The sequence below is a fragment of the Microbacterium sp. ABRD28 genome, from assembly GCF_003850245.1.
Classification (GTDB): Bacteria; Actinomycetota; Actinomycetes; order Actinomycetales; family Microbacteriaceae; genus Microbacterium.
In genome coordinates, this window is sequence record NZ_CP031015.1 from 1,502,810 (window position 1) to 1,529,345 (window position 26,536).

Here is a 26,536-nt window from a genome sequence, read left to right on the forward strand (position 1 = left end):
CGAGGCGCGCCGGGTCAGGCGCGCGCGGCCTCCGAGACCCGGCGCGCAGCGGCGAGGGCCTGCTCGAGGTCGGCCTTGAGGTCATCGACGTTCTCGATCCCCACCGACAGGCGCACGAGCCCCGGGGTCACCCCGGCGGTCAGCTGCTGCTCGGGCGTGAGCTGCGAGTGGGTGGTCGAGGCGGGGTGGATGACGAGCGAGCGCACGTCGCCGATGTTGGCGAGGTGGCTGAACAGCGTGAGCGAGTTCACGAACTCGCGGCCTGCATCCACACCGCCCTTCAACTCGAAGGACAGCACCGCGCCCACACCCTTCGGGGCGTAGCGGTTCGCCGCGGCGTACCAGGGCGAGGTGGGCAGGCCCGAGTAGTTCACCGACGCCACGTCGGACTGGTTCTCGAGCCACTCGGCGATCTCCTGCGCGTTCTGCACGTGACGCTCGATGCGCAGCGACAGCGTCTCGATGCCCTGCAGGAGCAGCCAGGCGCTGTTCGGCGAGATGGACGATCCGAGGTCCCGCAGCAGCTGCACGCGGGCCTTGATGATGTAGGCCAGGCCGTCGCCGACGGCTGCGGTGTAGCTCGCTCCGTGGTACGACGGGTCGGGCTCGGTGAACCCGGGGAAGCGGTCGACGTGCTTGGACCACTCGAACGATCCGCCGTCGACGATCACGCCGCCGATCACGGTACCGTGGCCGCCGAGGAACTTCGTCGCCGAGTGCAGCACGATGTCGGCGCCGTGCTCGAACGGGCGGATGAGGTAGGGCGTCGCGATGGTGTTGTCGACGATGAGCGGGACTCCCGCCTCGTGCGCGACGTCGGCGACGGTGCGGATGTCGAGGACGTTGATCTTGGGGTTGCCGATCGTCTCGGCGAAGAACGCCTTGGTGTTCGGCCGCACCGCGCGGCGCCACTCCTCGGCGTCATCCTGGTTCTCGACGAAGGTGACCTCGATGCCGAGCTTGGCCAGGGTGTACTTGAACAGGTTGTAGGTGCCGCCGTAGATCGAGCTGGAGGAGACGAAGTGGTCGCCCGCCTCGGCGAGGTTGAGGATCGCGAAGGTCTCGGCCGCCTGGCCGCTGGAGACCAGCAAGGCGCCGGTGCCGCCCTCGAGCGCCGCGATGCGCTGCTCGACGACATCCTGCGTGGGGTTCTGGATGCGGGTGTAGATGTTTCCGAACTCGGCCAGCGCGAAGAGGTTGGCGGCGTGATCGGTGTTGTCGAACACGTACGACGTGGTCTGGTAGATGGGCGTGGCGCGGGCCTTCGTCACCGGGTCGGGCTGTGCGCCCGAGTGGATCTGCTTGGTCTCGAAACGCCAGTTCTCGGGTGCGGACATGGGCTGCTCCTACCGGTCGATGGGTGCCGCGGCGGGTTCCGCGACCTCTTCGAGGGTACGGAAGGCCCCCCTCGTCGACAACGCGGGGGAAATGTGACGTAACGCGGGCGCGTGCGGGCCGTGCGCCCCGCGCCGGGTGCGCCTTGTAGCGTGAGGAGTATGACCGATGCCACGCCGACGGATGCCGCACATCGACCGACCGCCCGACGCGCGGTGGTGACCGGAGCGAGTTCGGGGATCGGCGAGGCGACGGCGCGGAAGCTCCGGGCGCTCGGCTGGGACGTGGTCGCCGTGGCCCGACGTGCCGAGCGCCTCGCCGCACTGGAGAACGAGATCGGTGCGGTCGCCTTCGCCGCCGATCTCACCGCCGCCGCCGATGTCGAGGCGCTCGCCGAGTGGCTGGCCGAGACGGGGCCGGTCGACGCGCTCGTCAATGTCGCCGGGGGCGCGCGCGGCACCGATCGCGTCGAGGACGGCGACCCCGACGACTGGCAGTGGATGTTCGAGGTCAACGTGCTCGCCACGCAGCGCCTCACCGCCGCCCTGCTGCCGCTGCTGCGCCGCGCCGCCGCCGATCGGGCAGCTCACGCCGACGTGGTCTTCGTCACCTCGACGGCCGCGCAGATCGCCTACGCCGGCGGTGCCGGATACAACGCCGCGAAGGCGGGACAGTCGATGATCGCGCATGCGCTGCGCCTCGAGGTCAACGGCGAGCCGCTCCGGGTCATCGAGATCGCGCCGGGCATGGTGCAGACCGAGGAGTTCACTCTCAATCGCCTCGGCGGTGATCGCGCCGCGGCCGACCGGGTGTACGAGGACGTCCAGGCGCCGCTCACCGCCGACGACGTCGCGGACGTCATCGGGTACGCGCTGTCGGCGCCGGGGCACGTCAACCTCGACCTCGTCACGATGCGACCGGTCGCGCAGTCGGCGCAGCACCTGCTGGCTCGCGGGCCGCTGCACGTGCGCACTGCCGGCTGATGGCGCGCACGCTCGACGACCTGGCCGGTGCGGGTCTGCTGGATGCCGGGTGGGCGGAAGCACTCGCGCCCGTCGCCTCCGACATCGCCGCCCTCGGCGAGCGGCTGCGGGCCGAGACCGCCGGGGGCGGCCGGTACCTCCCCGCCGGCGAGCGCGTGCTGCGCGCCTTCTCGCAGCCGCTCGACGACGTGAAGGTGCTCATCGTGGGGCAGGATCCCTACCCCACGCCGGGTCATCCGATCGGCCTTTCGTTCGCCGTCGATCCGAGCGTGCGGCCCCTGCCGCGGAGCCTGGCGAACATCTACCGCGAGCTGCACGACGACCTCGGTATCGAGCCCGCCGCCCACGGCGACCTGTCGGCATGGAGCGACCAGGGGGTGATGCTGCTGAACAGGGTGCTGACCGTCCGCCCTGGTGAGCCCGGCTCTCATCGCGGCTGGGGCTGGGAACGCGTCACCGAGCACGCGATCCGCGTGCTCGCCGCGCGCGACGAACCCCTCGTGGCGATTCTGTGGGGGAGGGATGCCGCGACCCTGCGTCCGCTCCTCGGTGACACCCCGGTCGTCGCCTCGGCGCACCCGTCGCCCCTCTCGGCCAGTCGGGGATTCTTCGGGTCGCGGCCCTTCTCGCGCACGAACGAACTCCTCACCGCGCAGGGCGCTTCGGCGGTCGACTGGCGCCTGCCCTCCGCCGCGTAGGCTGTCGCCATGCTGGAGGAGGAATACGAGACGGCGAGACGCCGCCTTCCCCGTCATCTTCGCCGCCGGCCCGAGCCGGAGCGCCCGTTCTCCTTCGAGATCCGTCCGGTCGCCGACGGCGACATCCCCGATATCCGGGAGATCTACAACTACTACGTCACCAACTCGGTGGTCACCTTCGATGAGAAGAAGTGGTCGATCGCGCAGTGGCGCGAGAAGGTGGCTCACCTGAAGAAGCTGGGGCTGCCCTTCCTCGTCGCCGAGTCGCCGTCGGGTCAGATCCTCGGGTACGCGTACGTGCAGCCGATGTCGAGCAAGTCGGCGTATCGGTATTCGGTGGAGAACTCCATCTACCTCGGGCAGGCCGCGACCGGGAAGGGACTCGGGCGGGCGCTGCTGGAGGCGCTGATCGTCGCCTGCGAGCAGGCCGGCATCCGGGAGATGGTGGCCGTGATCAGCGACAAGGGGGCCGAGGCCTCCATCGCTCTGCACGAGAAGATGGGCTTCGAAGAGGTCGGCCGCATGGGCCGGGTCGGCTTCAAGTTCGGCCGGTGGCTCGGGACGGTGTACCTGCAGAAGTCGCTGAAGCCGGTGAAGAAGCGGCGGGCGCTCTTCGGTCGGTGATCAGCCGGGGCGTCCGTGCTCGCGCACGCGCTCCACGAGGGTCTGCCATGGTCCTTCCAGATCGGCATCGCCGAACTCGGCCTCACGATCGGCGCCGTGCGAGGTCGCGTGCACCCGCCAGCGGAATCGATCAGCTCCACGCGTCGGGCGCGGTGCCGCGTCCCAGGGGCAGGCGTCGATGAGAGGAAGCCAGGATGACGCGTCGTCGCCCTCGAGCTCTGCGCGCCATCGACGGGGGATGCCGGTGACACCGCCGGTGCGCTCCACCAGGATCACCACGATCGCCTCCCCGCTGGGCCCGCCCCCGTCCGTCTGATCGCTCATCCCCGTCCACGATGCTCTCTCGGGGCCGAAGCGCCTACCCGGCGAGATCGACCCCGACGCCCGCCCAGGCGGCGCGAACGGCCGCTGCTTCTTCGGATGATCCACCGTACTCCGACTGGGCGGTGGCCACCGTCGCGGCGGCGAACTCGGAGAAGTCCGCGGTGGGGGAGAGAGTGCCCGACGTCAGGGCGAGGTACCACACGCGCCCCGCGCGCTCCCAGGCGTAACCGCCGAGCGCGGTGGCGCACAGGTGGAATGCCCGGTTCGGGATGCCGGAGTTGATGTGGACGCCGCCGTTGTCATCGGCGGTCACGACGTAGTCGTCCATGTGCCCCGGCTGCGGGTCGCGGCCGAGGATGTCGTCGTCGTACGCGGTTCCCGGCGCCGCGAGCGATCGCAGGGCCCGCCCCTGCACCGCGGGGGTGAAGATCCCCGCGCCGATGAGCCAGCTGGCCTCTTCGGCGGTCTGGTCGAGGTGGTGCTGCTCGACGAGCACGCCGAACACGTCGGCGAGCGATTCGTTCAGCGCGCCGGACTGGTCCTGGTATTCGAGGCCGCCGGCGGCCTCGATGACGCCGTGCGCGAGTTCGTGGGCGATGACGGTGAGCGAGCCGGTGAAGCCGGTGAACACCTCGCCGTCGCCGTCGCCGAAGACCATGCGCTCACCGTTCCAGAAGGCGTTGTCGTAGTCGCGGCCGTAGTGCACGGTCGCCAGCAGCTGGCCGCCGTCACCGTCGATGCCGTTGCGGTCGAAGGCGTCCCAGAACGCGTCGAAGGTGATGCCGAGCCCGTCGAAGGCCTCGTCGACGGCGGCGTCACCGGTGGCGGGGTCGTCCTCGCCGCGCACGCGGCGACCGGGGAGCACCTCGCGACCGCCGGCATCGGAGATCGTGCGGTCGGGCGCGGGGGCGGTCTCGGCGGTGATCGTGCCGTCATCGCCGATGGACAGGCGCAGCCGACTCCGGGTGATGCGGTACGGCGGGGTGGCCTGCAGGGTGGCGCGCGCCGCGGCGGCCGCGTGGGCGAAGGTCGGCTCGTTCACGGAGGCGATCCGGGCGAGGAGATAGGGAGGGATGATCGCGCGCATGGCGACCACGCTAACGCTCACCTCCGACGCCGGGTCAGGTCGCCGGAGGATCGATCAGGGGCACCGACGCCAAGAGGCGCCGGGTGTAGGCCACCTGCGGTTGCTGCAGCACCTTCTCGGTGGGCCCCTCCTCGACGATGCGGCCGTCCTTCATCACGACCACCTCGTCGCAGATGCTCTGGACGACGCCGATGTCGTGCGACACCATCACGAGCGTGAGGTCCTCCTGACGGCGGAGGTCGGCCAGCAGGGCGAGGATCTGCGCGCGAACGGTGACGTCGAGGGCCGAGAGCGGCTCATCGCCGATGAGCAGACGCGGCCGATGCACGAGCGCGCGGGCCAGGGCGATGCGCTGGCGCTGGCCGCCCGAGAACTCGTGCGGGAAGCGCTCGGTCATCTCTGCCTCGAGTCCGACCTGTTCGAGGACTTCGCGCACCCTCGCCCGCCGGTCGCCCTCGATCCCGAGGGCCCAGAGGGGTTCCCCGACGATCCGCCCGACGCTCATCCGCGGATCGAGCGAGGCATAGGGGTCCTGGAACACCACGCCGGTCAGGCGCCGGAGCCAGTGCAGCGAGCGTGCGGATGAGGTGGCGTCGACCGCGCGCCCATCGACCTCGACGGTGCCCGAGGTGGGGGCATCGAGCCCCAGGAGGATCCGCACGAGAGTGGACTTGCCCGACCCCGATTCGCCGATGATGCCCAGCGCACTCCCCGCGCGGACATCGACGTCGGCGTCCTCGAGCGCGGTCGTGTACGTGCGCCGCTCGAACAGGGTCTTCTTCGGCAGCGCGTGACGGCGAGTGAGGCGCCGGGCGCTCAGCAGGGTGTCGCTCACGGCGTCCTCCCCTCGGGGCGCCAGAGCGTGGCGGTGGCGTCGCGGAGGAGACCGCGCGTGACGGGCGACGCGGGGTTGCGCAGGATCGTGGCCACCGGGCCCGCCTCCACGACCCGTCCGTCTTCGAGGACCACGGCGTCGGTGGCGACCTGGGACAGCACGGCGAGATCGTGGGTGATGAAGATCAGCGACATCCCGTCAACGGAGACGAGGGTGCGGAGAAGCTCGAGGATCTCGGCCTGGATCGTGACGTCCAGTGCGGTGGTGGGTTCGTCGGCGATGAGCAGGCGGGGCCGGCAGGCGAGGGCCATCGCAATCGCGACCCGCTGGCGCTGTCCGCCGGAGAGCTGGTGCGGGTAGCGCCCCACGATGCGTTCGGGCTCGGGCAGGGCGACGCGCGCCGCCTCGGCGACGGCCCGTGCCGCGGCATCCTTGCGGGTCGCCCTCTCGTGGATGCGCACCGCCTCGGCGATCTGCCGACCGACCGTGCGGATCGGGTTCAGCGCCGTCCGCGGTTCCTGGAAGACGATGCCGATCTCGTCGCCGCGGAGTTCGGCGAGCTCGCGCTCGCGAAGACCGATGAGCTCGCGGCCGTTCCAGCGCACGCTCCCCGACGCCGTCGCGCCGTCGGGGAGGAGCCCGAGGATCGCCAGTGCCGTGAGCGACTTCCCCGACCCCGACTCGCCGATGAGCCCCACCCGCGCGCCGCTCGGCACCTCGAACGAGATGCCGTCCACGACCCGTCGGCCGTTGATCTCGACGACGAGGTCCCTCACCGACAGACTCATGCGACCACCTCGGGCACATGCGTCCGCGCGCGGCGGGCCGACCCGCCGCGGCGGGAGAGGGTCGGGTCGGTGGCGTCGCGGATGCCGTCGCCGAGGAGGTTCAGCCCGAGGACCGTGAGGGTGATCGCGAGGCCCGGCCACAGCACCGAAAGGGGATACACGGTGAGGTATTGCTGAAGCTCCGCCAGCAGCAGCCCCCACGACGGCTCGGTCGGGGGCGCGCCGAAGCCGAGGTACGACAGACCCGCCTCGGCGAGGACGGCCACGGCCATGCCCCACGACAGCTGCACGATGAACACCGGCGCGACGTTCGGCAGCAGGTGGCGGACGAGGTTCTGCGCGGGGGTGAGGCCCGAGGCGCGGCCCGCGAGCACGAAGTCGCTCTGCAGCACGCGCCGGAGCTCGGGTCGCGTGACGCGGGCGATGTTCACCCCGAAGCCGATGCCCACGGCCCAGATCACGACCCAGAGCGACCCGCCCCAGACGGCCGAGATCATCATCGCGATGAGGAGCACCGGGAAGGCGATGAGGATGTCGACGGCCACCGCCACCGTCTCCCGCACCCAGCGGCGGGTGAGGGCGCCGAGCGCGGCGAGGGCGAGCCCGAGCACGGTGGCCACGAGGCCCGCGCCGACCGCGACGACGACCGTCGTCCGCGACCCGGCGATGAGGAGGCTGAGGATGTCACGGCCGGTGCCGTCGGTGCCGAGGACGTGCGGCCACCCGGGCGGCGCCCAGCGGTTCGGGATGTCGACCTGTTGCGGGTCGAACGGCGTCCACACGAGCGACACCGCGGCGGTGAGGAGGATGACGGCGACGACGATGAGACCGAAGCGGCCGGTCGACAGCGCCCAGAGTCGTCGGAAGGCGCTCATGCGGCCTCCCGCTGCCGGGGGTCGAGGAGGCGGTGGACGAGGTCGACGAGGAAGCCGACGAGGAGCACGAAACCGGTGAGGATCAGCAGTTCGCCCTGCACCATCGGCAGATCACGGGCGTCGACGTCATTCACCAGCATCCGTCCGATCCCGGGCAGGCTGAACAGCTGCTCGATGATCACGGCGCCGACGACGATGCCGGCCACCTGGAGACCCAGCACCGAGATCACCGACAGACCGACGTTCGGCAGCCCGTGCCGGATCAGGGCGGCGTTGCGGGTGAGGCCCTTGGCTGCGGCGGTGCGCACGTAGTCCTGCCCGATCGCTTGGAGGGTGGCGCTCCGCACGAACCGCAGCAGCATCGCCCCCTCGATGATGCCGATCGTGAGCGCGGGGAGGATGAGGGCCCGGAGGGCGTCGACGGGCTGGCTCCAGCCACCCCTGGGGAAGCCCTGGGCGGGGAGCCAGCCGAGCCACACCGCGAAGACCACGACGAGCATCATCCCCGCCCACACCACGGGCACCGCGGCGAGGGCCTGGGCCCCGACGCTCAGCGCGGTGCCGTCGGCGCGTCCGCGGCGGAGGGCCGAGAGCACGCCGAGCGGGACGCTGACGGCGAGGGCGAAGAGGAGGGACAGGATGCCGAGGGGCACCGTCACGCGGGCCTTCTCGGCGAGCTCGGCGGTGACCGTCAGGCCCGTGTAGAGCGACGTGCCGAGATCGCCCCGGAACACCCCGCCGATCCAGTCGACGTACTGCGCCCACAGCGGTGCGTTCAGCCCGAGGCTCTCCCGGATCGCGGCGACCTGCTCGGGGGTGCCGTTCGTGCCGGCGATCTGCTGTGCGACGTCTCCGGGGAGGACGCGCAGGGTGAGGAAGATGAGCGCGCTGGCCACGAACAGCCCCAGCAGTAGCAGGGCTCCCCGGGTCAGCGCGTACCGGATCACTCGCTCTTGGTCAGCTCTGAGAGATCGAGGCGGGCGTTGACGTTGTCAGCCGGCATCCCGTCGATCCCGGTGGCCACCGCACTGACCCCTGCCCAGTTGTAGAGCCAGTCGGCGGCGGCATCCTCGGCGACGATACGCGCGGCCTCGGCGAGGAGGGCGTCGGCCTCCGCCTCATCCGTGGCACGCAGCGACTGCTCGTAAAGATCTTGCACTTCGGGGTTGTCGTAGGTGAAGTAGTAGTCGGGGTTCGCCCAGTTCTCGAAGTCGCGGGGCTCGGCGTGGTTGACGTAGCTGAGCTCGTAGTCCTTGTTCGTGTACACGTCGTTGACCCACACGCCGAAGTCGACCGCGTCGACCTCGAGGGTGATGCCGACCTCGTTGAGGTTCGACACCAAGATCTGCGGGATCGTCGTGCCGTAGAACGAGGGGATGGTGAGGGTCAGCTCGAGGTCGTCGACCCCTGCTTCCTCCAGCAGCGCGCGCGCTGCCTCGGGATCGTACGGCGCCGTGTCGCTGAGGTCCTCGTAGCCGGGGTCGGGCTCGGGGATGGGGCCGTACAGGGTCTGGCCGGCACCGACCGCCTCGACGATGGCGTCGTGATCGATCGCCTGACGGATCGCCTGGCGAACGCGCTGGTCGTCGAGGGGTGCGGCCGTGCTGTTCATCGCCAGCACGCTCTTGTCGGTGGCGGTGCCGAGAACGACGGTCCAGTCGCCGTTCTGCTCGATCTGCTCGGTGAGGTTCGGATCGAACCCGGTGAGCACGTCCACTTCGCCCGCGGCCGCGGCGTTCACCGCGGCTTGGTCCTCGGCGATGTACTGGAAGACCACTTCGCCGACGCCCGCGGCGTCGCCCCAGTAGGCGTCGTTGCGGGTGAGGGTGATGCTCGCCCCCTGCTGCCACTCCTCGAGGACGAACGGCCCGGTGCCGTTGGCCGCCGTCTGGTAGTCGACGGTGTCGCCCTCCTTGAGGATGATCCCGGCGCGGCCGGTGAGGTTCCACAGCAGGCTCGAGTCGGGCTGCGCGAGCGTGAGAGTGACGGTCTGCCCGTCGGCGGTGATCGACGACACGTTCGCCAGACGGGCGGAATCGGCCCACTCGGGGGTGTCCTTGCGGGTCTGCAGCGACCACACCACATCCTGCGCGGTCAGCTCCTGACCGTCGTGGAAGGTGACGCCCTCCTCGAGGGTGAAGGTGTACGTCAGGCCGTCGTCCGAGACCTCCCAGTCGCTGGCGAGCGCCGGGACGATCTCCTGGTCGGTGGTCCGCGACACCAGGCCCTGGTAGACGTTGTCGATGAGCACCTGGTCGAGGGCCGCGCCGGTGGTCTGGCGGATGTCGAGGTTGCCGGGCTCGAGCACGAGGCGGATCGCGACCGAGGCATCGGGGTTCGGCTCGCCTGTCGCGCCCGTCGGACCCGGGTCGGCGGTGGAGGTGCATCCGGCGAGCACGAGGGCGGACGCGGCGAAGAGTGCGGTGGCGGCGAGGGCCGTGCGGCGAAGCATGTGATTCCTTTCGGGACGGCACCCGGGGGAGGGGGATGCCGGCAGGCTCGCCCGAGCGAGCCGTGGTGCGGATACAGCCTAGGGAACCGCCGGGAACCCTGCCGAACCCGCTACCCGGAACGCAACAGAAGCGTTAATCCTTCCCGGCGGCCCGTCGGACTTCGGCGGCCAGGGCGACGGGGGCGTCCTCCTGCAGATTGTGGCCGCCGGCGAGAGTGAGGACGGATGCCGCGGGCACACGCTCGCGGAAGACCTCGGCGTCGGCGTCGGTGACGTAGCCACGCTCGCCCCGGATCAGCTGGAGCGGAGCGCGGACGGCGGCGAGGTCTTCCCATCCCGCCTCACCGAGCACGGCAGCCACGGCATCGCTCCCCGCGCCCGCGTCGGCGTCGGTGGCGGGCCGGTCGCCCCCGTCGGAGGCGGCGGCCGCGATGTGGGCGAAGTGGTGCTTCCACTCCACCCGCCCGTCGGCGCGGATGCGCGAGTTGAAGTACACCCCCCGCGCCGCCTTCTCGCGCGTACCGCCGCCGAGTCCGAATGCCATGGCCTTCTCGACGAGCTCGTCGCGGTCGGCCCAATCCGTGGGCCCGGCGAAGAACCGGCGGATCTGTGCGGCCCCGGCGTTCGGATCGAGGCCCGGGGTGATGTCGATCACGACGAGGCGCTCGACGAGGTCGGGGCGAGCGGCGGCGACGGCAGCGGCGGTGAGACCCCCGAGGGACTGTCCGACCAGCACCTGCGGACGATCGGTCCAGGCGGTCATCGCCGTGGCGACGTCGGGTGCCAGCATCCGTCCGACATAGGCGGCGTCGGCGCGCCACGACGAATCGCCGTGTCCGGGCAGGTCGATCGCGAGGGCCGGAAGACCGAGGGCGATGACGGTGGTGTCCCAGGTGTGGGCGTTCAGCCCCGCACCGTGGAGGAAGGTCACCACGGGTCGGTCACCGGGGGAATCGAACCACCACCGCAGTCCGCTGACGACCCGACCGTCGGGAAGGTCGATCCGACGGCGCTCACCGTGGGGGAGCGGGCCCGGCAGACCGGCGTCGGCCGCCTGGGCGGGGAGGAATGAGAACTCATCGGCGGGTTCGGTCACGCGGCCATTCTGCCTCAGGCCCGCTCGCGGCCGCGCGGGTAGGCTGACGCCATGACCGCGGAACAGCGCGTACACCTGGCGAAGTCGGCTCCCCCCGCCTACAGCTCGCTCGCGGGCCTGGCGAAGCAGGTCGGGGCGATCGCGGCCGAGGCCGGCATCGATGACCGCCTCAAGGAGATCGTGCAGATCCACGTGTCCCAGCTCAACGGCTGCGCCTACTGCGTTCGCGTGCACGTGGAGAAGGGGGTGAAGGCGGGGCTCGACGCCGACGTCGTCGCGCAGATCGCCACGTGGCGTGACTCGGGCGTCTTCTCCGAGCGCGAGCGGGCCGGGCTCGAGCTGGCCGAGGCCTTCACCTTCATCCACGACGACGGGATCCCCGACGACGTCTACGACCGTGTCGGGGGTGTCCTCAGCGAGGCCGAGTACGTCGCCCTCAGCTGGATCCTCATCTCCATCAACGCCTTCAACCGCCTCGCCATCGCCGGGCGGTACCCGGTTGCGTCGCGGGAGACCAGCGCGGCGACCTCGCGATGACCTCGGACGACCCGCACGTCCCCGGCAGCGTCAACCTCCGCGACACCGGGGGGCTCCCGGCCGGTCGCGGCACGACGCGATCCGGCGTCCTCTTCCGGTCGGGGAATCTCGCCCAGCTCCACGACGACGGTGTGGCGGCGCTCGGTCGCCTGGGCATCCGGACCATCGTCGACCTCCGCGCCGACGACGAGGTCGCCCACGCCCCGAGCCGCGTGGGTTCGCTCGGGGTCACCACGGCCCATGTGCCGCTCTTCCTCGGCTCGGTGACCTCGTTCTTCACCCAGGACATGAGCCTGTCCGACATGTACCGCTCGCTCGCCGAGGAATCGGGTGAGCAGATCGTGACCGCGATCCGCGCCATCCTCGGTGATCCCCCCGCCCTGGTCCACTGCACGGTGGGGAAGGATCGCACGGGGGTCACCGTCGCCATCGCGCTCGCCGCGGCGGGCGTCGACCGCGAGGCGATCATCGCCGACTACGCCCGCACCGAGGGCCTGCTGCCCGAGTGGCGCAACCGCGACATCGTGGCGCGGCTGAAGCAGCGGCATCCCGAAGCCGTTCACCTGGAGGAACTGGCCACCCGCTCGCCGGCGCCGGTGATGCGCGCGTTCCTCGACGACCTCGACGAGCGATACGGGTCGGTGGCCGGCTTCCTCGTCGCGCACGGGCTCGGCGAGGACGAGGTACGGCGGCTCCGCGAGGTTCTCGTGGAGGAGGCGAGGGGCGCCTCCGAGAAAGACCTCGCATCGAACGACTCAGGTTAGGCAACCCTTCCTCGGCGGTATAGTGAAAGGGCCATGTCGAAGATCGCCCCGTCGCCCACCGAGCACAACACCGCTGCCTGCCGCTCATCGCGGCACACGCGCGTGCAGCACGTGATCGCCGCCGACGAAGCGTCGCTCGTCGAGCTCGAGACGCTCCTGGCGACCCTCCCGCTGTGCTCGACCGGACGGGTGTTCATCGAGATCCCCGACGACGCCGCGCGCCGCGACATCGCCGTTCCGCCGAGGATGGTGCTCACCTGGCTCGACCGCTCGCGCCGCAGCGGCGCACCCGGCACGGGTCGTGGCTGCACCTCGGGCGAGGCCCTGTCTCGCGCGGTGATCGCGTGGGCCGACGAGATGCTCTGCGACGACGGCGACGCCACGCGCATCCATCTTCTCGGCGGCTACCTCGGGACCGTCGACATCGTCGAACACCTCACCGGGGTGCGCGAGATCGACCCCTCGCACATCCACACCCCGGCTCGCTACGGTCTCAGCTCCGCGCGCTGACGCGCTCGGGCCGGCGGGGGAGATAGCGGCCGTCCTCCAGGCCCGCCTGGACCTCGAAGCGGTTGCGCAGCGGATCACGCCCCGCCAGCAGATACAGCACGGGCATGAGGAACCCGTACCGGCGCCACTGGCGCTTGTGCACCGCCTCGTGTCGGAGGAGCCGGTCGTCGACGGTGCCCGTGCCGGTGAGGAAGCAGTCGCCGACGCACACTCCGCCTCGCGCGAAGGTCCAGTTCGGCATGCCGCGGAAGACGAGCAGCCCGCCCCGGCGCTCGACCCTGCCCGTGCTCCACAGCGCGCCCCACACGCGGCCGAGGGCGCACCCGTAGAGGTACCCGAGATAGCTGAACGGCGAGTCGAGAAGCAGGGACGGGATGAACCGGTCGGGGTCGTCGCTCACGCCAGCGCCCCGACAATGCGCAGGATCGTGCCGAGATCGTCGACGGCCACTTCGGGTTCGGTCGGGGAGAACTCGGTGAGCGTCGCTCCCGCAAGCGGAAGGCGGGCTCGAACGGCGCGGATCGTGCCGACGACCTGCTCCACCGTGGCTCCGAAGGGCACCGGATGACTCACGCCGCTGATCAGCCCGGGATCGAGCACGTCGAGGTCGACGTGGATGTACACGCGGCTCGCCCCTGTTGCGGCGACCGCCTCGGCGACGGCCTCGGGGTCGGCGAGGGCGTCGGGGCCGAGGAGGGTGATCCCGGATGCCGGGGCGAAGTCCTCCTCCTCGGCATCGAATTCGCGGGTCCCCGCCAGCAGAACACGTGAGGCGGGAAGCGGGAAATCCAAGGCGAGCCCCGCCGGGGCGTCGCCGAGGAGGGCTCGCACGACCATTCCGTGGAAGGCGCCGCTCGGCGAGGTCGCCGGCGTCTGCAGATCGGCGTGGGCGTCGAGCCAGAGGACGGTCACGTCGGAGGTGTCGAGCGCCGCGAGAGAGGGGAGCGCCACCCCGCAGTCGCCCCCGACCACCACCGCCGGCCCGTCACCGTCGGCGACCGCGCGCGTGACCAGTTCGGCGATGCGGGTAAGCGAGCTGAAGCGACGCACCCCCGAGCCGAGGTCCTCGCCGGCTTCGGTGGGGACCTCGAGGATCGTGGTCGCAGTGCGGGGGAGATCGCCGGCGATCGCCAGCGCCCCGTCGATGAGACGCATCGCCCGCGATGACGATGACCCCTGCCATTGCGGGACGACGATGAAGCGTGCCACGTCGGCTCCTTCCGTGAGAACGGCGACGGGGGTGGGCGATCGTGCGCCCACCCCCGTCGATGCGATCAGACCGCGTCGGGGCTGGCCGGCAGCGCCTGGGGCGTCGGGCCCCCGGTCTTCAGTGCGGCCAGGCGCGCCTCGACCTCGGTGAGCTCACCGACATCCTCCAGCGCGTTGAACTGCGCGTCCAGGCTCGAGGCGGCCAGTTCCTGCTTGCCCTGGGCCAGGGCCTCCTGGCGGCGGACCTTGTCCTCGAACCGGCCGAGCTCGCTGGTGGGGTCGAGCACGTCGATGGAGCGGACCGCGTCGTGCACCTTGGTCTGGGCCTCGGCGACCTTCGCGCGCGACAGCAGCTCGGAGCGCTTGGACTTCAGCTGCTCGAGCTTCTGCTTCATGCCGTTGAGGCCGTCCTTGAGCTTGTCGACGACCTCGGTCTGGGTGGCGATGGTGGGGGCGATCGCCCGCGCCTCGTTCTCTTCGCTGATCTGGCGCTGCAGGGCGATCTTGGCGAGGTTGTCGAACTTGTCGGCGTCGACGGTGTTGCCCTGGGCGCGCAGCTCGTCGGCCTTGCGGCTGGCCGCGAGCGCCTTGTTGCCCCACTCGGCAGCCGCCTGCACGTCCTCCTGGTGGTCGCGCTCGAGCAGGCGCAGGTTGCCGATCGTCTCGGCGATCGCCGACTCGGCGTCGGCGATGGAGTTGGTGTAGTCGCGCACCAGCTGGTCGAGCATCTTCTGCGGATCCTCGGCCTGGTCGATGAGGGCGTTGATGTTCGCTCGGACGAGCGTGGAGATGCGACCGAAGATGGACTGCTTGGCCATCATGTTTCCTTCCTGTCGGTACGTGGGGTGAGCCGGAGCTCTGGGTCGAACGATGCGAGTGTCGGTGGTGGGTCCGGACGTGGGCGGCGGATCAGAAGCGGCCACCTCCGCGGCGCCCGCGCGTTCCTCCGCCTCCGAAGCTACCGGTGCGGAGTCCGCCGCCGCCCGAACGGCGCCCGCCGAACGAGGCGGACCCGCCGGAGCCCCACGATGAACCGCCCCCTCCGCCGCGCAGGGAGTTGACGACGATGCCGCCGAGGATCGCCCCGAGGATGTCGCTGCCGGCGCCTCCGGCTCGGCCCCCGCCGAACATGCCGTCGCTGTTGTATCCGCCGCCGTCGAAGGCGCCGACATCGCGCTGGGCCGTGGCCAGGGCCTCGTCGGCGAGCGCCTGGGCGCGCTCGGCCTCGGCCAGTGCGGCGCGCGGATCGGAGGTCTGGAGGTGCTCGGCGCGGACGGCGGCGGCGCCGGCCTCGGCGAGGCGGGTACGGGCGTTCGCGCCCACCGCCCCGCGCCGCGTCATGATGTAGTCCTCTGCCGCGGCGACCCGGGCGCGGGCGCCGGTGAGGGTGCGGGCGAGCGCCTCGGTCAGCCGGCGCTGCTCGGCCTGGGCGTCGCGGATGCCCGCCACCAGCGCATCCAGCTGCTGATCGGCGGCTTGCAGCCGGTGCAGCGTCGCGAGCGGGTCACGGGGGCTCGCCGACAATTCGTCGCGTGCGAGCCCGGTGACCTGCCGCGTGGCCGCGACGGCCGCGGCGACCTGGCCGTCGGGGTCGGGGAGTGCCCCCGACGCGGCCGTCTCGCGCTCGAGCTCGGCGATGAGATCGGATGCCGCCTTCTCGGCGTTTCGCAGATCGGCGGCCAGCTTCTCCACCGCGTTCTGAAGCACCTCGGCCTGGTCGACGGCCTCTTCAGCAGCACGGATGCCGACAGCGGCCTCGCCGCCGTCGCCGCCGTCCAGAGCGGTCCGTGCCTCGGTCAACTGCTGCTCGGCGAACCCGAGACGCTGACGCGCCTGTTCGACGTTGTCGGCGACGGCGCTGAGGGCGGTGTCGCGGTAGGTCGCGCGCAGCTGCGTCATCCGCTCTTCGGCGGCGCCGAGCCGGGCGATCGCATGCTCTCGCTCGGCAGCGACACGGGTGAGGGCCTCGGGGGCGGTGCGCTCGAGCTCGCGCAGCGCATCGAAGTCGGCGGCCTTCTCGTCGAGCCCGGCGTTGGCGGCCTGGCAGAGCTGGAGGATGCGCTCGTTCCACTCGCGGCGATCCGCGTCGGTGTCGGCGATCTCGTCGTCGAGGCGCTGCTTGAGCGTGAAGGCCTCGGCGAGCTGCGCCTTGGCCGTGTCGAGGGCGGCGACGAAATCGGCGGTGGCGTCGTCGCCGAACTGCGCGCGGGCGAAGCCGAGCTCCTGCTCGCTGGTGCGGACGGCGTCGTCGGTGTCGACCAGGGCCGAGGCGGCCTGTCGTTCGAGGTCGGCCAGGGGCATCTGCGGAGCCTCGGCCGACGCGGGGTGCGCGCCGGCGGCGGCACCGACGGCGCGGCGGCGGCGTCGCACGAGGAGCCAGATGACGACGACCGCGGCGACACCCACCAGAACAAGAACGAAGATCCACCCCGCTCCGGCACCGGAGGTGGTGGCGGACTCGAAACCGTCGACCGTCGTGGTCACGGCACCCACCCAGTCTCCGTCGCGGAGGAAGGGGCGGATCTCTCCTTCGATGGCGGTCAGCTCGTCGGCCGACACCGGGCCCGCACTGTCGGCCGAGATGTAGTACTCCCGCCCGTCGGTCGAGACCGCGAGCACGTACTGGTCGATGCCGAGGCCGTTGCGCGAAGCCACCTCGTCGGCCCACTGCTGACTGTCGTCGGGGTTGGTGAACTCCGAGACGAAGACCGCGTAGAGATCGATGCCGGTCTGGTCGTACAGCGCGGCGAGCTGGTCCTGGACGGCCGACTCCTCAGCCTGGTCGAGCACGTCGGACTCGTCGACCACGTACCCGGCGCCCAGCTCCACCGGGTCGGTCGCCGAGGCGGCGGGTCCGCCCGCCACGAGGATCATCGTCAGCGCCGCCGTGACCGCCGCCGCCCATCGCGCACGCATGGATCAGCCTCCCACCGTGAGTCTATGCAGGGGGGCTGACCACGCGGTAGGGAAACGTCCAGGCTCGCCCGAGTCGCGGGTCGCTGCACCTCACGGCGACCGCTCACGGGTATGGTCTTCGCGGCCGCGGAGGGAACACATGGACGATCGATACGGTGGCGACGTGCTGTCGGCGGGTTGGCGCGAGCGCGGCCGTCCGGTGGTGGCGCGCGTCGGCGCGGAGCGCGACCTGGTCGTCGAAGTCGCCGACGACGGGTTCTGCGGCGCCGTCACCGGCGTCACCGGGGGACTGGTCGAACTCGAGGACCGCCTCGGGCGGCGACGGGTGTTCCCGCTCGGCCCCGGATTCCTCATCGACGGAGCCGACGTGATCCTCGACCCCCCGCGTCCGGCAGCGGCATCGGCGCCGCGACGCACGGCATCCGGATCGTTCGCCGTCGCCGACGCGCGGGCGCGGACGGCCCGGGCGAGCCGCATCCTCGTCGAGGGGCGACACGATGCCGAACTGGTCGAGAGAGTCTGGGGCGACGACCTGCGCGTCGAGGGCGTCGTGGTCGAGTATCTGGAAGGGGTCGACCATCTCGCCGATGTCCTCGACGCCGATCCGCCGAGCTCCGACCGCCGCTACGGCGTGCTCGTCGACCACCTCGTGCCGGGCTCGAAGGAGTCGAGACTGGCGGCCGCAGTCGAGGCGACCCGCCACGGGCCCTTCGTGCGGATCGTGGGGCATCCGTTCGTCGACGTGTGGCAGTGCGTCACACCCCGGGCGATGGGGATCAGCGCGTGGCCCGAGGTGCCACGGGGCATCGAGTTCAAGGTCGGTGTCTGCCGGGCGCTCGGCTGGCCGGCGCGGGATCAGGCCGACATCGCCCGTGCCTGGCAGCGGATCCTCGGACGCGTGAGCTCGTACCGCGACCTCGAACCGGCTCTCCTCGGGCGTGTGGAGGAGCTCATCGATTTCGTGACCGAACCCGGCGCCGCCTGAGCGGTCGGTAGCCTGGGGGTATGCCCGAATCCACCGACGTCCGCGTCTTCCGCGAGCGGCCGGTGTCGTTCGTCCGGCGCAGCGGTCGGATGTCCGAGGCGCAGGAACGCGCATGGGAACAGCTGTCGGCGCACTACGTGCTGGATTTCGAACGCGGCGACGCGGCGACGAGCGTGCGACCGGATGCCGCCATCGACCCCGCACGGGTGTTCGGCCGTCGAGCTCCCCTCGTGGTGGAGATCGGGTCGGGCCAGGGGCATGCGATCGTCCACGCCGCGGCCTCTCGTCCCGACACCGACTTCCTCGCCGTCGAGGTGTTCAAGGCGGGCCTTGCCCGCACCATGCTCGATGCCGATCGCGCCGCGGCGCGCAATCTCCGACTGGCCGAGGCCAATGCGCCCGAGGTGCTGGAGCACCTTCTGCCCGCGGGCTCGGTGGATGAGCTGTGGATCTTCTTCCCCGATCCGTGGCACAAGAAGCGGCACACCAAGCGGCGCCTGATCGACCCGGATTTCGCCCCGTTGGTCCGGCAGGCGCTCCGCCCCGGCGGCGTGGTGCGATTGGCCACCGACTGGGAGGACTACGCGCGGCAGATGCGCGTCGTGTTCGATGAGGCGCAGGGATTCACCCGCGATTTCTCCGGGGAGTGGGCCGAGCGTCACCCCGGGCGGGTGCTCACCGCGTTCGAGCGCAAGGGCGAGCGAGCGGGGCGCGCGATCCGCGACCTCGCCTACCGCACCGCCGGTGGGCGCTGATGCCCGCGCTTCCCGAGGTCGCGACCCTCCACCGCCCGGCGCTGTCGGCCAAACTCGCCCCGGCGATCCTGGTGTGCCTGGCCGCTCCGGCGTTCTTCGTCCTCCTGCTGCCCTGGCTCGGGTGGACCCTCCTGGCCGCCGGTCTGCTGGCAGCCTTCCTGGTCGAGCGATCCGACGCCCGCCGTGCGATGACCTCGGGCACGGCGGCGGAGGGCTTCGAGGGACGTCGGCCCCCCGGCATCCTTCGCGACCTGTCTCTCATCGCCGCCGGTCTGCTCATCGTCAGCGCCATCCCGCTCAAGGCCGAGCTCGACAACATCGCCATGCTGCGGTTCACCGTGGCCCTCGGCGGGGCGGTGCTGGTGCCCTACCTGATCTCGCGATTCGTGTATCGCGACTACGCCATCCGCTTCCCGTGGCGAGGCGGTGGCCGGTGGACCTCGCTGCAGTGGGGCTGGCTCGTTGGCGTGCTGGTGCTCGGCTGGCTGATCCTGCCGTTCTACTTCATCACGTCGGGGGTCTACCAGAACTGGCCGGTCGTGGACACCCCCGACCTCATCGCGCGACTGTTCGTCGGCGTGGGCGCGGTGGGCATCTGGGACGAGCTGTTCTTCATCTGCACGTGCTTCGCCCTGCTCCGCCGCCACTTCCCCGACGTGCAGGCCAATGTGCTGCAGGCGATCGTCTTCGTGTCGTTCCTCTGGGAACTCGGCTACCGCGCGTGGGGTCCGGTGCTGACCATCCCCTTCGCGCTCCTTCAGGGCTACATCTTCATGCGCACGCGGTCACTCGCCTACGTCGTCACGGTGCATCTGCTCTTCGACGCCGTGGTGTTCGCCGTGCTCGTGCACGCCCACAACCCGGGGCTTCTCGACGGGCTGTTCTTCGTTCCGAGCCCCGGCTGAGCCCCACCGGGGAGGCCGTCCTCCTCAGGACCTTGGTCCCTGCCTCGTCCGCGGCGCCGCCCTAGCGTCGGGGTAGCGCCCGCGGCACAGGGGCCGAGTCGCCGAGGCTGGAGGAAACGACATGAGTACTGTCAGAACGACGGGCATGGACACCGCCGAGACCACCGGATGGGCAGGGTGGGTCGTCTTCGCCGGGGTGATCCTTCTCGTCAGCGGAGTCTTCAGCGGCGTACAGGGCCTCGTCGCGCTCGTAGGTCCCGACACGTATTACGTGATGACCAACGGATCGCTGTGGCTGATGGACGTCGCCGGCTGGGGCTGGTGGAACCTCATCGTCGGGGCGCTCCTGGTGCTGACCGCTGTGGCGCTGTTCGCCGGGCAGGCGTGGGCGCGGGTCATCGCCGTCATCCTCGCCGGGCTGAGCGCCGTGGGCCAGCTGATGCTGATCCCGGCTCAACCCTGGTGGTCGTTGATCGTCATCGCCATCGATGTCGTCATCATCTACGCGCTGACCGTGCACGGCCGCGAGCTGCGCACCGACGTCTGAGACGCGGCGGCTCGTTCCAGCCCGACGGGAGGGGACGCGCGGGAAAGGACACGCCCATGACCACCTTCGACTACGGTCCGATCGAGTTCTACGCCATCGCCTTCGACGGCGATCGCCCCGGTCCCACCGTCCTGCAAGCGATCGACGACCTCGTCGCCACGGGTACGGTGAACCTCCTCGATCTCGTCTTCGTCCGACGTTCGCCGGAGGGTGAGATCGAGACGCTCGATGTCAGCGACACCGTCGACGACGGTGCGCCCGCCCTCGACCTCGTGGGACTCGCCGGCCACGAAGACATCCAATACCTCGCGGACAGTCTGGAACCGGGCACCTCGGCGGCGATCGTCGTCGTCGAGTTGTTGTGGGCGAAGGCGTTCGCCGCCGCGCTCTACGACGCAGGCGGCGCTGTCATCGCGCGGGAGGGAATCCCCGCACCCGTCGTCAATGCGTTCCTGTCCGAGTACGCGGACTGAGAGAGGAGAACGACATGCCCTTGGGTCGACGAGGCCGCCCAGGCCTCATCGGGATGGCGGCTCGAACGGCGGTCGTGGCAGGCACAGCGACTGCTGTGTCGGGTCGCGTCCAGCAACACCAGCAGCAGAAGTACGCTGAGCAGTCGCAGCAGCAGGCCGACGAGGCCGCGGCGCAGCAGGCGGCCATCGATCAGGCGGCCCCGCAGGCCGTCGCCGATGCGCAGGCGGCCCGGACGCCTCCCGTCCCGCCGCCCGCAGGAGGAGACGATGTGATCGCACGGCTCACCCAGCTCGCGCAGCTGCATGCGCAGGGCGCCCTCACCGACGACGAGTTCGCGGCCGCCAAGGCGAAGCTGCTGAGCTGAAATGCCGGCTCGCCTCTTGGCCTCTCGCGTGAGCGCAGAATACCGCCGGGCGTCGTGTTCTGCTCTTCTGGAACTTCAGCTCTCAGGGGCCCACGAACATCCCAGGTTGGGGACTCAGCCTTCATGAACTTCGGACTCTCGGCGCTTGCAGTCCTTCGCGCGTCGGTAGTAGCTGGATCGGGACATCCCGAGATCACGCGCGACCTCGGTCACGGGCTCTCCGCTTCGGACGAGCCGGATCGCATTGTGGATCTGGCTGTCGGTGATGCGCTGTGGACGGCCGCCAAGGTTCTTGCCAGCGGCACGACGCTTGCTGATTGAATCCAGGATGCGTTCGCGCTTGATCTCGTGTTCCATCTGCGCCAGCGCCGCCATAATGGTGAACACCATCGCCCCCATCGGCGTCGACGTATCCACGTCTCCGCCGCCCAGGTTCAAGACCCGGAGACCCGCCCCGCGGGTGCGGAGCTCATCCGCGAATTCGAGCATATTCTGCGTGGATCGCCCGAGTCTGTCCAATGTCGTAATGACTAGCGTGTCGCCTTCGATGAGCGCTTCCACAGCCCGATCGAACTGAGGACGAGACGCGCGCGCACCGGAAACGCCGTGATCGACGTAAAGGTCGTCACGTCGGACGCCCGCGGCGAGGATGTCCGCCTCTTGTCGGTCAGTCGATTGCTGCCTCGTCGATACCCGCGAGTATCCGATGAGCTTTTGCATGGTGTCCTCCGATGTGTCTCGGAAGGGACGGCGAGTCCGTCGATTCCGCCCAAAGCCTGCGGCACATGGTTACGGGAATCCACAGCGATGCCCGCCTAGCGCTGTTGTATTCCTCCCACCGAACTGCACCGCGGGGCTCGGCATGGCTGTCATCGTCGCCAACGGAGGCTCACTCTCGACGGGTCGTCAGCCGCCGCGACGTGTCGGCGATGCGTCGCGCAAGGTAAGCGTTACGAGACAGGTGGCTCCGCCAGCGGCCCGCGCAAGGGGCGCTTTCCTGTCGGTGGAGGTTGGGGGGCGCTTTGGACTCAGGTTCCCGTTACTGACGGTCCAGGTGTGCCCATTGCTATGGTCGATGGTCACATCAGATGGACCCTTAGTCGTCCGAGGAAGGTGGCCGCAGGTGCCTGAGCCAATGACACGGACGGGTGCGAAGCGTCGGCTACTGTCTTGGGTTCCGATCTCGATCGTCGCGCTGATCTGTCTCGGTTTCGTCGTGGCGGTGGTTTCGATGGAGAACTCGTGGTGGGTCGACGAGGATCGACCGGCAACTGCGGATCAGGAGGCGTCGGACGGCATGTCCGTGTTCACCGAAGCAGGAGTGGACTACCTCACGCGCGAGGGCAGACTCCTTATGCGTGTGGGGTCGGGGTCACTGCCCAGCTCGGAGCTGGGACTCCAAGCAAATGAGACCCAAAGCTTTGAACCGATCGTTCCTATCGAGGCGGTCATTGTCGCGCCCGATGGTTCGTTCTACGTTGACCTGCTTCGATCCTTCACCATCACCACATCTCGGGGTGAGGTCGAGTCCGTACAGCTGGTGCGGGAGGCCAACGGCGCCTGGCTGACGGTATTTCCAAACTTGCAGCGCACGGCGAGGTTCTGGGGGTGGACAGACTCCGACCTTGAACAGCTGCAGCGCGATCTCACCGCCGCGTCTCACGAGGGGAACGGCAACCAGTACTCGGCTGAGCTTCCTGCGGTCGAGCACAATGGCGCACTGGTGTCCGCTCACGTCGATGTCGATCTGTCACAGTCGGAGATCACTGCAACCTTCCTCATCAGCCCGCTCGCTCAGTAAGCGTGAACTTGCCTTGTCAGAGCAAGGTCGACGAACGGCCCAGGCGATGAGTGTAAGGGTGAACGCGATCCCGGGCGCGTTCCATCGCTCGATGTAGTTGACGGGAACATTGCCGGCCCGAGCGCAGATGCTACTCAAGCGCGTCGCAGCACGATCAGAATCGGCGGCAAAGCCAGGCGCGAGCGTCTCCATCCGCACCACATTGACCCCACGGACGACACCCTGTCCGGCTTGCATCGTATTCACCACGCCGCCCGGTGAGATCAGCATGACCACCGGCCGCACTGAGCGAGACCCATACCGGACGCGAGGAACACCACTCCCGGAAACGCTGATCTGCGACGACGCGGTAAAGGACACCGAGCGAAGCGGGTTACGAATAACGAACTCACCGTTGCGATAGCTCATGCTTGGATACGCCCATAGGACCCAAATCACCCACAAGAGCAGCGCCGCCGGCGCAAGCACGGCACCGGGAGCCACGCGCGCCGGAAGCACAGCCGTCAACGCCGCGAGAAACCCAAAGCCCAACGGCAGCACAACGGCGAGTGACTCAGCGGCCGGAAGACGAAGCTCCCACTTCACTCATCTCTCCCATCCGTGCGCTGGCAATAGGTCGACCCTATGCGACCAACGCTTGAAGGGGCTTTGCGCACGCCAGCAAGTGCGCGGGGCACTGACGGTAAGGCCGGCGGGCGACTCAAGAAGCGCCAAGAACAGCGTTTGCGCGACAGCGGTGCCCCGATTGGCCCTGACCGATGAGACACAAGAACGATCGGTGGATGTCGAATCGGTTGAGGGGTTGAGCGATTCCGTCGCGCTGCCTTCCGCTCGCACGCGAGTGTGCTGGAAGCCGACTCCGAATCGGCCGCCGCGCTACTCCTATTCGAGCCGTGCGGCGAGATCTTTGTCAGCATCCTCAAACGAGCGCGTTTCGACGCCGCCGACGCGCTCCGAAACCGGCCAGCGCAGTCGATCGGAAGCGTTACGAGACAGGTGGCTCCGCCAGCGGCCCGCGCAAGGGGCGCTTTCCTGTCGGTGGAGGTTGGGGCGCTTTGGACTCAGGTTCCCGTTACTGACGGTCCAGGTGTGCCCATTGCTATGGTCGATGGTCACATCAGATGGACCCTTAGTCGTCCGAGGAAGGTGGCCGCAGGTGCCTGAGCCAATGACACGGACGGGTGCGAGGCGTCGGCTACTGTCTTGGGTTCCGATCTCGATCGTCGCGCTGATCTGTCTCGGTTTCGTCGTGGCGGTGGTTTCGATGGAGAACTCGTGGTGGGTCGACGAGGATCGACCGGCAACTGCGGATCAGGAGGCGTCGGACGGCATGTCCGTGTTCACCGAAGCAGGAGTGGACTACCTCACGCGCGAGGGCAGACTCCTTATGCGTGTGGGGTCGGGGTCACTGCCCAGCTCGGAGCTGGGACTCCAAGCAAATGAGACCCAAAGCTTTGAACCGATCGTTCCTATCGAGGCGGTCATTGTCGCGCCCGATGGTTCGTTCTACGTTGACCTGCTTCGATCCTTCACCATCACCACATCTCGGGGTGAGGTCGAGTCCGTACAGCTGGTGCGGGAGGCCAACGGCGCCTGGCTGACGGTATTTCCAAACTTGCAGCGCACGGCGAGGTTCTGGGGGTGGACAGACTCCGACCTTGAACAGCTGCAGCGCGATCTCACCGCCGCGTCTCACGAGGGGAACGGCAACCAGTACTCGGCTGAGCTTCCTGCGGTCGAGCACAATGGCGCACTGGTGTCCGCTCACGTCGATGTCGATCTGTCACAGTCGGAGATCACTGCAACCTTCCTCATCAGCCCGCTCGCTCAGTAAGCGTGAACTTGCCTTGTCAGAGCAAGGTCGACGAACGGCCCAGGCGATGAGTGTAAGGGTGAACGCGATCCCGGGCGCGTTCCATCGCTCGATGTAGTTGACGGGAACATTGCCGGCCCGAGCGCAGATGCTACTCAAGCGCGTCGCAGCACGATCAGAATCGGCGGCAAAGCCAGGCGCGAGCGTCTCCATCCGCACCACATTGACCCCACGGACGACACCCTGTCCGGCTTGCATCGTATTCACCACGCCGCCCGGTGAGATCAGCATGACCACCGGCCGCACTGAGCGAGACCCATACCGGACGCGAGGAACACCACTCCCGGAAACGCTGATCTGCGACGACGCGGTAAAGGACACCGAGCGAAGCGGGTTACGAATAACGAACTCACCGTTGCGATAGCTCATGCTTGGATACGCCCATAGGACCCAAATCACCCACAAGAGCAGCGCCGCCGGCGCAAGCACGGCACCGGGAGCCACGCGCGCCGGAAGCACAGCCGTCAACGCCGCGAGAAACCCAAAGCCCAACGGCAGCACAACGGCGAGTGACTCAGCGGCCGGAAGACGAAGCTCCCACTTCACTCATCTCTCCCATCCGTGCGCTGGCAATAGGTCGACCCTATGCGACCAACGCTTGAAGGGGCTTTGCGCACGCCAGCAAGTGCGCGGGGCACTGACGGTAAGGCCGGCGGGCGACTCAAGAAGCGCCAAGAACAGCGTTTGCGCGACAGCGGTGCCCCGATTGGCCCTGACCGATGAGACACAAGAACGATCGGTGGATGTCGAATCGGTTGAGGGGTTGAGCGATTCCGTCGCGCTGCCTTCCGCTCGCACGCGAGTGTGCTGGAAGCCGACTCCGAATCGGCCGCCGCGCTACTCCTATTCGAGCCGTGCGGCGAGATCTTTGTCAGCATCCTCAAACGAGCGCGTTTCGACGCCGCCGACGCGCTCCGAAACCGGCCAGCGCAGTCGATCGGAAGCGTTACGAGACAGGTGGCTCCGCCAGCGGCCCGCGCAAGGGGCGCTTTCCTGTCGGTGGAGGTTGGGGCGCTTTGGACTCAGGTTCCAGTGACGGCCCAGGTGTGCCCATTGCTATGGTCGATGGTCACATCAGATGGACCCTTAGTCGTCCGAGGAAGGTGGCCGCAGGTGCCTGAGCCAATGACACGGACGGGTGCGAGGCGTCGGCTACTGTCTTGGGTTCCGATCTCGATCGTCGCGCTGATCTGTCTCGGTTTCGTCGTGGCGGTGGTTTCGATGGAGAACTCGTGGTGGGTCGACGAGGATCGACCGGCAACTGCGGATCAGGAGGCGTCGGACGGCATGTCCGTGTTCACCGAAGCAGGAGTGGACTACCTCACGCGCGAGGGCAGACTCCTTATGCGTGTGGGGTCGGGGTCACTGCCCAGCTCGGAGCTGGGACTCCAAGCAAATGAGACCCAAAGCTTTGAACCGATCGTTCCTATCGAGGCGGTCATTGTCGCGCCCGATGGTTCGTTCTACGTTGACCTGCTTCGATCCTTCACCATCACCACATCTCGGGGTGAGGTCGAGTCCGTACAGCTGGTGCGGGAGGCCAACGGCGCCTGGCTGACGGTATTTCCAAACTTGCAGCGCACGGCGAGGTTCTGGGGGTGGACAGACTCCGACCTTGAACAGCTGCAGCGCGATCTCACCGCCGCGTCTCACGAGGGGAACGGCAACCAGTACTCGGCTGAGCTTCCTGCGGTCGAGCACAATGGCGCACTGGTGTCCGCTCACGTCGATGTCGATCTGTCACAGTCGGAGATCACTGCAACCTTCCTCATCAGCCCGCTCGCTCAGTAAGCGTGAAC

Annotated in this window: 31 protein-coding genes; 15 read left to right on the top strand and 16 right to left on the bottom strand. The window is 69.2% G+C overall.

Annotated features, from left to right (window positions below; all coding sequences use genetic code 11):
• Window positions 1-14: 14 nt before the first annotated feature.
• The gene (locus tag DT073_RS07250; protein WP_124292783.1) at window positions 15-1,337 is read right to left on the bottom strand and encodes a bifunctional o-acetylhomoserine/o-acetylserine sulfhydrylase; all 1,323 of its coding nucleotides are present in this window, start codon (window positions 1,335-1,337) and stop codon (window positions 15-17) included.
• A 159-nt stretch (window positions 1,338-1,496) separates the two neighbouring features.
• Here DT073_RS07250 and DT073_RS07255 point away from each other — a divergent pair, with 159 nt between their 5' ends.
• From DT073_RS07255 to DT073_RS07265, 3 genes are read left to right on the top strand one after another with little or no spacing between them, the layout of a single operon-like run.
• Window positions 1,497-2,318 (top strand): SDR family oxidoreductase, encoded by an 822-nt coding sequence (locus DT073_RS07255; RefSeq protein ID WP_205783053.1) that lies wholly within the window; start codon window positions 1,497-1,499, stop codon window positions 2,316-2,318.
• On the top strand, window positions 2,318-3,016 hold the full coding sequence (locus tag DT073_RS07260) for a uracil-DNA glycosylase (protein WP_124292784.1): 699 nt from the start codon (window positions 2,318-2,320) through the stop codon (window positions 3,014-3,016). Before DT073_RS07255 ends, DT073_RS07260 begins: the two co-directional genes overlap by 1 nt.
• A 9-nt stretch (window positions 3,017-3,025) precedes the next feature.
• On the top strand, window positions 3,026-3,640 hold the full coding sequence (locus DT073_RS07265) for a GNAT family N-acetyltransferase (RefSeq protein WP_124292785.1): 615 nt from the start codon (window positions 3,026-3,028) through the stop codon (window positions 3,638-3,640).
• Here the strand turns inward: DT073_RS07265 and DT073_RS07270 are convergent, their stop codons facing one another.
• The 8 genes from DT073_RS07270 to DT073_RS07305 form a co-directional block, all read right to left on the bottom strand.
• Entirely contained in the window at window positions 3,641-3,964 is a 324-nt protein-coding gene (locus DT073_RS07270; protein WP_124292786.1) for a protealysin inhibitor emfourin, read from the bottom strand.
• Between the two features lie 34 nt (window positions 3,965-3,998).
• Window positions 3,999-5,051, bottom strand: coding sequence for a M4 family metallopeptidase (locus DT073_RS07275; protein ID WP_124292787.1), 1,053 nt, complete (start codon window positions 5,049-5,051; stop codon window positions 3,999-4,001).
• Window positions 5,052-5,085: 34 nt separating this feature from the next.
• Window positions 5,086-5,871 (bottom strand): ABC transporter ATP-binding protein, encoded by a 786-nt coding sequence (locus DT073_RS07280; RefSeq protein WP_502697162.1) that lies wholly within the window; start codon window positions 5,869-5,871, stop codon window positions 5,086-5,088.
• Between the two features lie 11 nt (window positions 5,872-5,882).
• Window positions 5,883-6,674 carry an ABC transporter ATP-binding protein gene (locus tag DT073_RS07285; protein ID WP_124292789.1) on the bottom strand — a complete coding sequence of 264 codons (792 nt, stop codon included), beginning with the start codon at window positions 6,672-6,674 and terminating at the stop codon, window positions 5,883-5,885.
• Window positions 6,671-7,549 carry an ABC transporter permease gene (locus DT073_RS07290; protein ID WP_124292790.1) on the bottom strand — a complete coding sequence of 293 codons (879 nt, stop codon included), beginning with the start codon at window positions 7,547-7,549 and terminating at the stop codon, window positions 6,671-6,673. The genes DT073_RS07285 and DT073_RS07290 overlap by 4 nt, the downstream gene beginning before the upstream one ends.
• Entirely contained in the window at window positions 7,546-8,496 is a 951-nt protein-coding gene (locus DT073_RS07295; protein WP_124292791.1) for an ABC transporter permease, read from the bottom strand. Before DT073_RS07295 ends, DT073_RS07290 begins: the two co-directional genes overlap by 4 nt.
• Window positions 8,493-10,001, bottom strand: a complete 1,509-nt coding sequence (locus tag DT073_RS07300; RefSeq protein ID WP_124292792.1) for an ABC transporter substrate-binding protein — start codon at window positions 9,999-10,001, stop codon at window positions 8,493-8,495. The genes DT073_RS07295 and DT073_RS07300 overlap by 4 nt, the downstream gene beginning before the upstream one ends.
• Window positions 10,002-10,134: 133 nt before the next feature.
• The gene (locus tag DT073_RS07305; protein ID WP_124292793.1) at window positions 10,135-11,097 is read right to left on the bottom strand and encodes an alpha/beta fold hydrolase; all 963 of its coding nucleotides are present in this window, start codon (window positions 11,095-11,097) and stop codon (window positions 10,135-10,137) included.
• Between the two features lie 51 nt (window positions 11,098-11,148).
• Between DT073_RS07305 and DT073_RS07310 the strand changes: the two genes are divergently transcribed.
• The 3 genes from DT073_RS07310 to DT073_RS07320 are packed head-to-tail and all read left to right on the top strand — an operon-like array spanning window position 11,149 to window position 12,908.
• On the top strand, window positions 11,149-11,634 hold the full coding sequence (locus DT073_RS07310; protein WP_124292794.1) for a carboxymuconolactone decarboxylase family protein: 486 nt from the start codon (window positions 11,149-11,151) through the stop codon (window positions 11,632-11,634).
• Window positions 11,631-12,398, top strand: coding sequence for a tyrosine-protein phosphatase (locus tag DT073_RS07315; protein WP_124292795.1), 768 nt, complete (start codon window positions 11,631-11,633; stop codon window positions 12,396-12,398). The genes DT073_RS07310 and DT073_RS07315 overlap by 4 nt, the downstream gene beginning before the upstream one ends.
• Before the next feature lie 33 nt (window positions 12,399-12,431).
• On the top strand, window positions 12,432-12,908 hold the full coding sequence (locus tag DT073_RS07320; protein WP_124292796.1) for an SIP domain-containing protein: 477 nt from the start codon (window positions 12,432-12,434) through the stop codon (window positions 12,906-12,908).
• Here DT073_RS07320 and DT073_RS07325 read toward each other — a convergent pair.
• The 4 genes from DT073_RS07325 to DT073_RS07340 form a co-directional block, all read right to left on the bottom strand.
• A complete protein-coding gene (locus tag DT073_RS07325; protein WP_124292797.1) occupies window positions 12,892-13,308 on the bottom strand; it encodes a Fe-S oxidoreductase in 417 nt (138 codons plus the stop codon). The two genes, DT073_RS07320 and DT073_RS07325, sit on opposite strands and share 17 nt — an antisense overlap.
• The gene (locus DT073_RS07330; RefSeq protein ID WP_205783055.1) at window positions 13,305-14,117 is read right to left on the bottom strand and encodes an arginase family protein; all 813 of its coding nucleotides are present in this window, start codon (window positions 14,115-14,117) and stop codon (window positions 13,305-13,307) included. The genes DT073_RS07325 and DT073_RS07330 overlap by 4 nt, the downstream gene beginning before the upstream one ends.
• 65 nt (window positions 14,118-14,182) lie before the next feature.
• Entirely contained in the window at window positions 14,183-14,935 is a 753-nt protein-coding gene (locus DT073_RS07335) for a PspA/IM30 family protein (RefSeq protein WP_124294407.1), read from the bottom strand.
• 91 nt (window positions 14,936-15,026) lie between these two features.
• Window positions 15,027-17,033 carry a TPM domain-containing protein gene (locus DT073_RS07340; protein ID WP_124292798.1) on the bottom strand — a complete coding sequence of 669 codons (2,007 nt, stop codon included), beginning with the start codon at window positions 17,031-17,033 and terminating at the stop codon, window positions 15,027-15,029.
• Between the two features lie 139 nt (window positions 17,034-17,172).
• Between DT073_RS07340 and DT073_RS07345 the strand changes: the two genes are divergently transcribed.
• From DT073_RS07345 to DT073_RS07370, 6 genes are all read left to right on the top strand, one after another.
• A complete protein-coding gene (locus DT073_RS07345) occupies window positions 17,173-18,018 on the top strand; it encodes a DUF3097 family protein (protein ID WP_124292799.1) in 846 nt (281 codons plus the stop codon).
• Between the two features lie 20 nt (window positions 18,019-18,038).
• Window positions 18,039-18,773 (top strand): tRNA (guanosine(46)-N7)-methyltransferase TrmB, encoded by a 735-nt coding sequence (trmB, locus tag DT073_RS07350; RefSeq protein WP_124292800.1) that lies wholly within the window; start codon window positions 18,039-18,041, stop codon window positions 18,771-18,773.
• Entirely contained in the window at window positions 18,773-19,678 is a 906-nt protein-coding gene (locus DT073_RS07355; protein WP_124292801.1) for a CPBP family intramembrane glutamic endopeptidase, read from the top strand. Before trmB ends, DT073_RS07355 begins: the two co-directional genes overlap by 1 nt.
• 121 nt (window positions 19,679-19,799) lie before the next feature.
• Complete coding sequence (locus tag DT073_RS07360; RefSeq protein ID WP_240638803.1) at window positions 19,800-20,225, top strand: DUF7144 family membrane protein; 426 nt, start codon at window positions 19,800-19,802, stop codon at window positions 20,223-20,225.
• A gap of 56 nt (window positions 20,226-20,281) precedes the next feature.
• Entirely contained in the window at window positions 20,282-20,698 is a 417-nt protein-coding gene (locus DT073_RS07365) for a DUF6325 family protein (protein ID WP_124292802.1), read from the top strand.
• 95 nt (window positions 20,699-20,793) lie between these two features.
• Window positions 20,794-21,063 (top strand): SHOCT domain-containing protein, encoded by a 270-nt coding sequence (locus DT073_RS07370; protein ID WP_353681953.1) that lies wholly within the window; start codon window positions 20,794-20,796, stop codon window positions 21,061-21,063.
• A gap of 114 nt (window positions 21,064-21,177) precedes the next feature.
• On the opposite strand, the gene DT073_RS07375 is transcribed toward DT073_RS07370, so the two are convergent.
• Window positions 21,178-21,783, bottom strand: a complete 606-nt coding sequence (locus DT073_RS07375; protein ID WP_124292804.1) for a recombinase family protein — start codon at window positions 21,781-21,783, stop codon at window positions 21,178-21,180.
• Window positions 21,784-22,186: 403 nt separating this feature from the next.
• Between DT073_RS07375 and DT073_RS07380 the strand changes: the two genes are divergently transcribed.
• The gene (locus tag DT073_RS07380) at window positions 22,187-22,864 is read left to right on the top strand and encodes a hypothetical protein (RefSeq protein ID WP_124292805.1); all 678 of its coding nucleotides are present in this window, start codon (window positions 22,187-22,189) and stop codon (window positions 22,862-22,864) included.
• Here the strand turns inward: DT073_RS07380 and DT073_RS07385 are convergent.
• A complete protein-coding gene (locus DT073_RS07385; protein WP_124292806.1) occupies window positions 22,814-23,449 on the bottom strand; it encodes a hypothetical protein in 636 nt (211 codons plus the stop codon). The genes DT073_RS07380 and DT073_RS07385 overlap by 51 nt on opposite strands.
• A 571-nt stretch (window positions 23,450-24,020) precedes the next feature.
• Here DT073_RS07385 and DT073_RS07390 point away from each other — a divergent pair.
• A complete protein-coding gene (locus DT073_RS07390; RefSeq protein WP_124292807.1) occupies window positions 24,021-24,698 on the top strand; it encodes a hypothetical protein in 678 nt (225 codons plus the stop codon).
• On the opposite strand, the gene DT073_RS07395 is transcribed toward DT073_RS07390, so the two are convergent.
• Window positions 24,648-25,283, bottom strand: a complete 636-nt coding sequence (locus DT073_RS07395) for a hypothetical protein (protein ID WP_124292806.1) — start codon at window positions 25,281-25,283, stop codon at window positions 24,648-24,650. The genes DT073_RS07390 and DT073_RS07395 overlap by 51 nt on opposite strands.
• Window positions 25,284-25,850: 567 nt before the next feature.
• Here DT073_RS07395 and DT073_RS07400 point away from each other — a divergent pair.
• A complete protein-coding gene (locus DT073_RS07400; protein ID WP_124292807.1) occupies window positions 25,851-26,528 on the top strand; it encodes a hypothetical protein in 678 nt (225 codons plus the stop codon).
• Window positions 26,529-26,536 lie beyond the last annotated feature (8 nt).

Excerpts from the sequence above, each read along its gene's own strand:
- DT073_RS07365 (WP_124292802.1), top strand. The coding sequence starts at position 20,282 with ATGACCACCTTCGACTACGGTCCGATCGAGTTCTACGCCATCGCCTTC.
- DT073_RS07285 (WP_124292789.1), bottom strand. The coding sequence starts at position 6,674 with ATGAGTCTGTCGGTGAGGGACCTCGTCGTCGAGATCAACGGCCGACGG.
- DT073_RS07375 (WP_124292804.1), bottom strand. The coding sequence starts at position 21,783 with ATGCAAAAGCTCATCGGATACTCGCGGGTATCGACGAGGCAGCAATCG.
- DT073_RS07300 (WP_124292792.1), bottom strand. The coding sequence starts at position 10,001 with ATGCTTCGCCGCACGGCCCTCGCCGCCACCGCACTCTTCGCCGCGTCC.
- DT073_RS07340 (WP_124292798.1), bottom strand. The coding sequence starts at position 17,033 with ATGCGTGCGCGATGGGCGGCGGCGGTCACGGCGGCGCTGACGATGATC.
- DT073_RS07315 (WP_124292795.1), top strand. The coding sequence starts at position 11,631 with ATGACCTCGGACGACCCGCACGTCCCCGGCAGCGTCAACCTCCGCGAC.
- DT073_RS07290 (WP_124292790.1), bottom strand. The coding sequence starts at position 7,549 with ATGAGCGCCTTCCGACGACTCTGGGCGCTGTCGACCGGCCGCTTCGGT.
- DT073_RS07275 (WP_124292787.1), bottom strand. The coding sequence starts at position 5,051 with ATGCGCGCGATCATCCCTCCCTATCTCCTCGCCCGGATCGCCTCCGTG.
- DT073_RS07355 (WP_124292801.1), top strand. The coding sequence starts at position 18,773 with ATGCCCGCGCTTCCCGAGGTCGCGACCCTCCACCGCCCGGCGCTGTCG.
- DT073_RS07265 (WP_124292785.1), top strand. The coding sequence starts at position 3,026 with ATGCTGGAGGAGGAATACGAGACGGCGAGACGCCGCCTTCCCCGTCAT.
- DT073_RS07360 (WP_240638803.1), top strand. The coding sequence starts at position 19,800 with ATGAGTACTGTCAGAACGACGGGCATGGACACCGCCGAGACCACCGGA.
- DT073_RS07345 (WP_124292799.1), top strand. The coding sequence starts at position 17,173 with ATGGACGATCGATACGGTGGCGACGTGCTGTCGGCGGGTTGGCGCGAG.
- DT073_RS07255 (WP_205783053.1), top strand. The coding sequence starts at position 1,497 with ATGACCGATGCCACGCCGACGGATGCCGCACATCGACCGACCGCCCGA.
- DT073_RS07270 (WP_124292786.1), bottom strand. The coding sequence starts at position 3,964 with ATGAGCGATCAGACGGACGGGGGCGGGCCCAGCGGGGAGGCGATCGTG.
- DT073_RS07310 (WP_124292794.1), top strand. The coding sequence starts at position 11,149 with ATGACCGCGGAACAGCGCGTACACCTGGCGAAGTCGGCTCCCCCCGCC.
- DT073_RS07320 (WP_124292796.1), top strand. The coding sequence starts at position 12,432 with ATGTCGAAGATCGCCCCGTCGCCCACCGAGCACAACACCGCTGCCTGC.
- DT073_RS07335 (WP_124294407.1), bottom strand. The coding sequence starts at position 14,935 with ATGGCCAAGCAGTCCATCTTCGGTCGCATCTCCACGCTCGTCCGAGCG.
- DT073_RS07260 (WP_124292784.1), top strand. The coding sequence starts at position 2,318 with ATGGCGCGCACGCTCGACGACCTGGCCGGTGCGGGTCTGCTGGATGCC.
- trmB (WP_124292800.1), top strand. The coding sequence starts at position 18,039 with ATGCCCGAATCCACCGACGTCCGCGTCTTCCGCGAGCGGCCGGTGTCG.
- DT073_RS07250 (WP_124292783.1), bottom strand. The coding sequence starts at position 1,337 with ATGTCCGCACCCGAGAACTGGCGTTTCGAGACCAAGCAGATCCACTCG.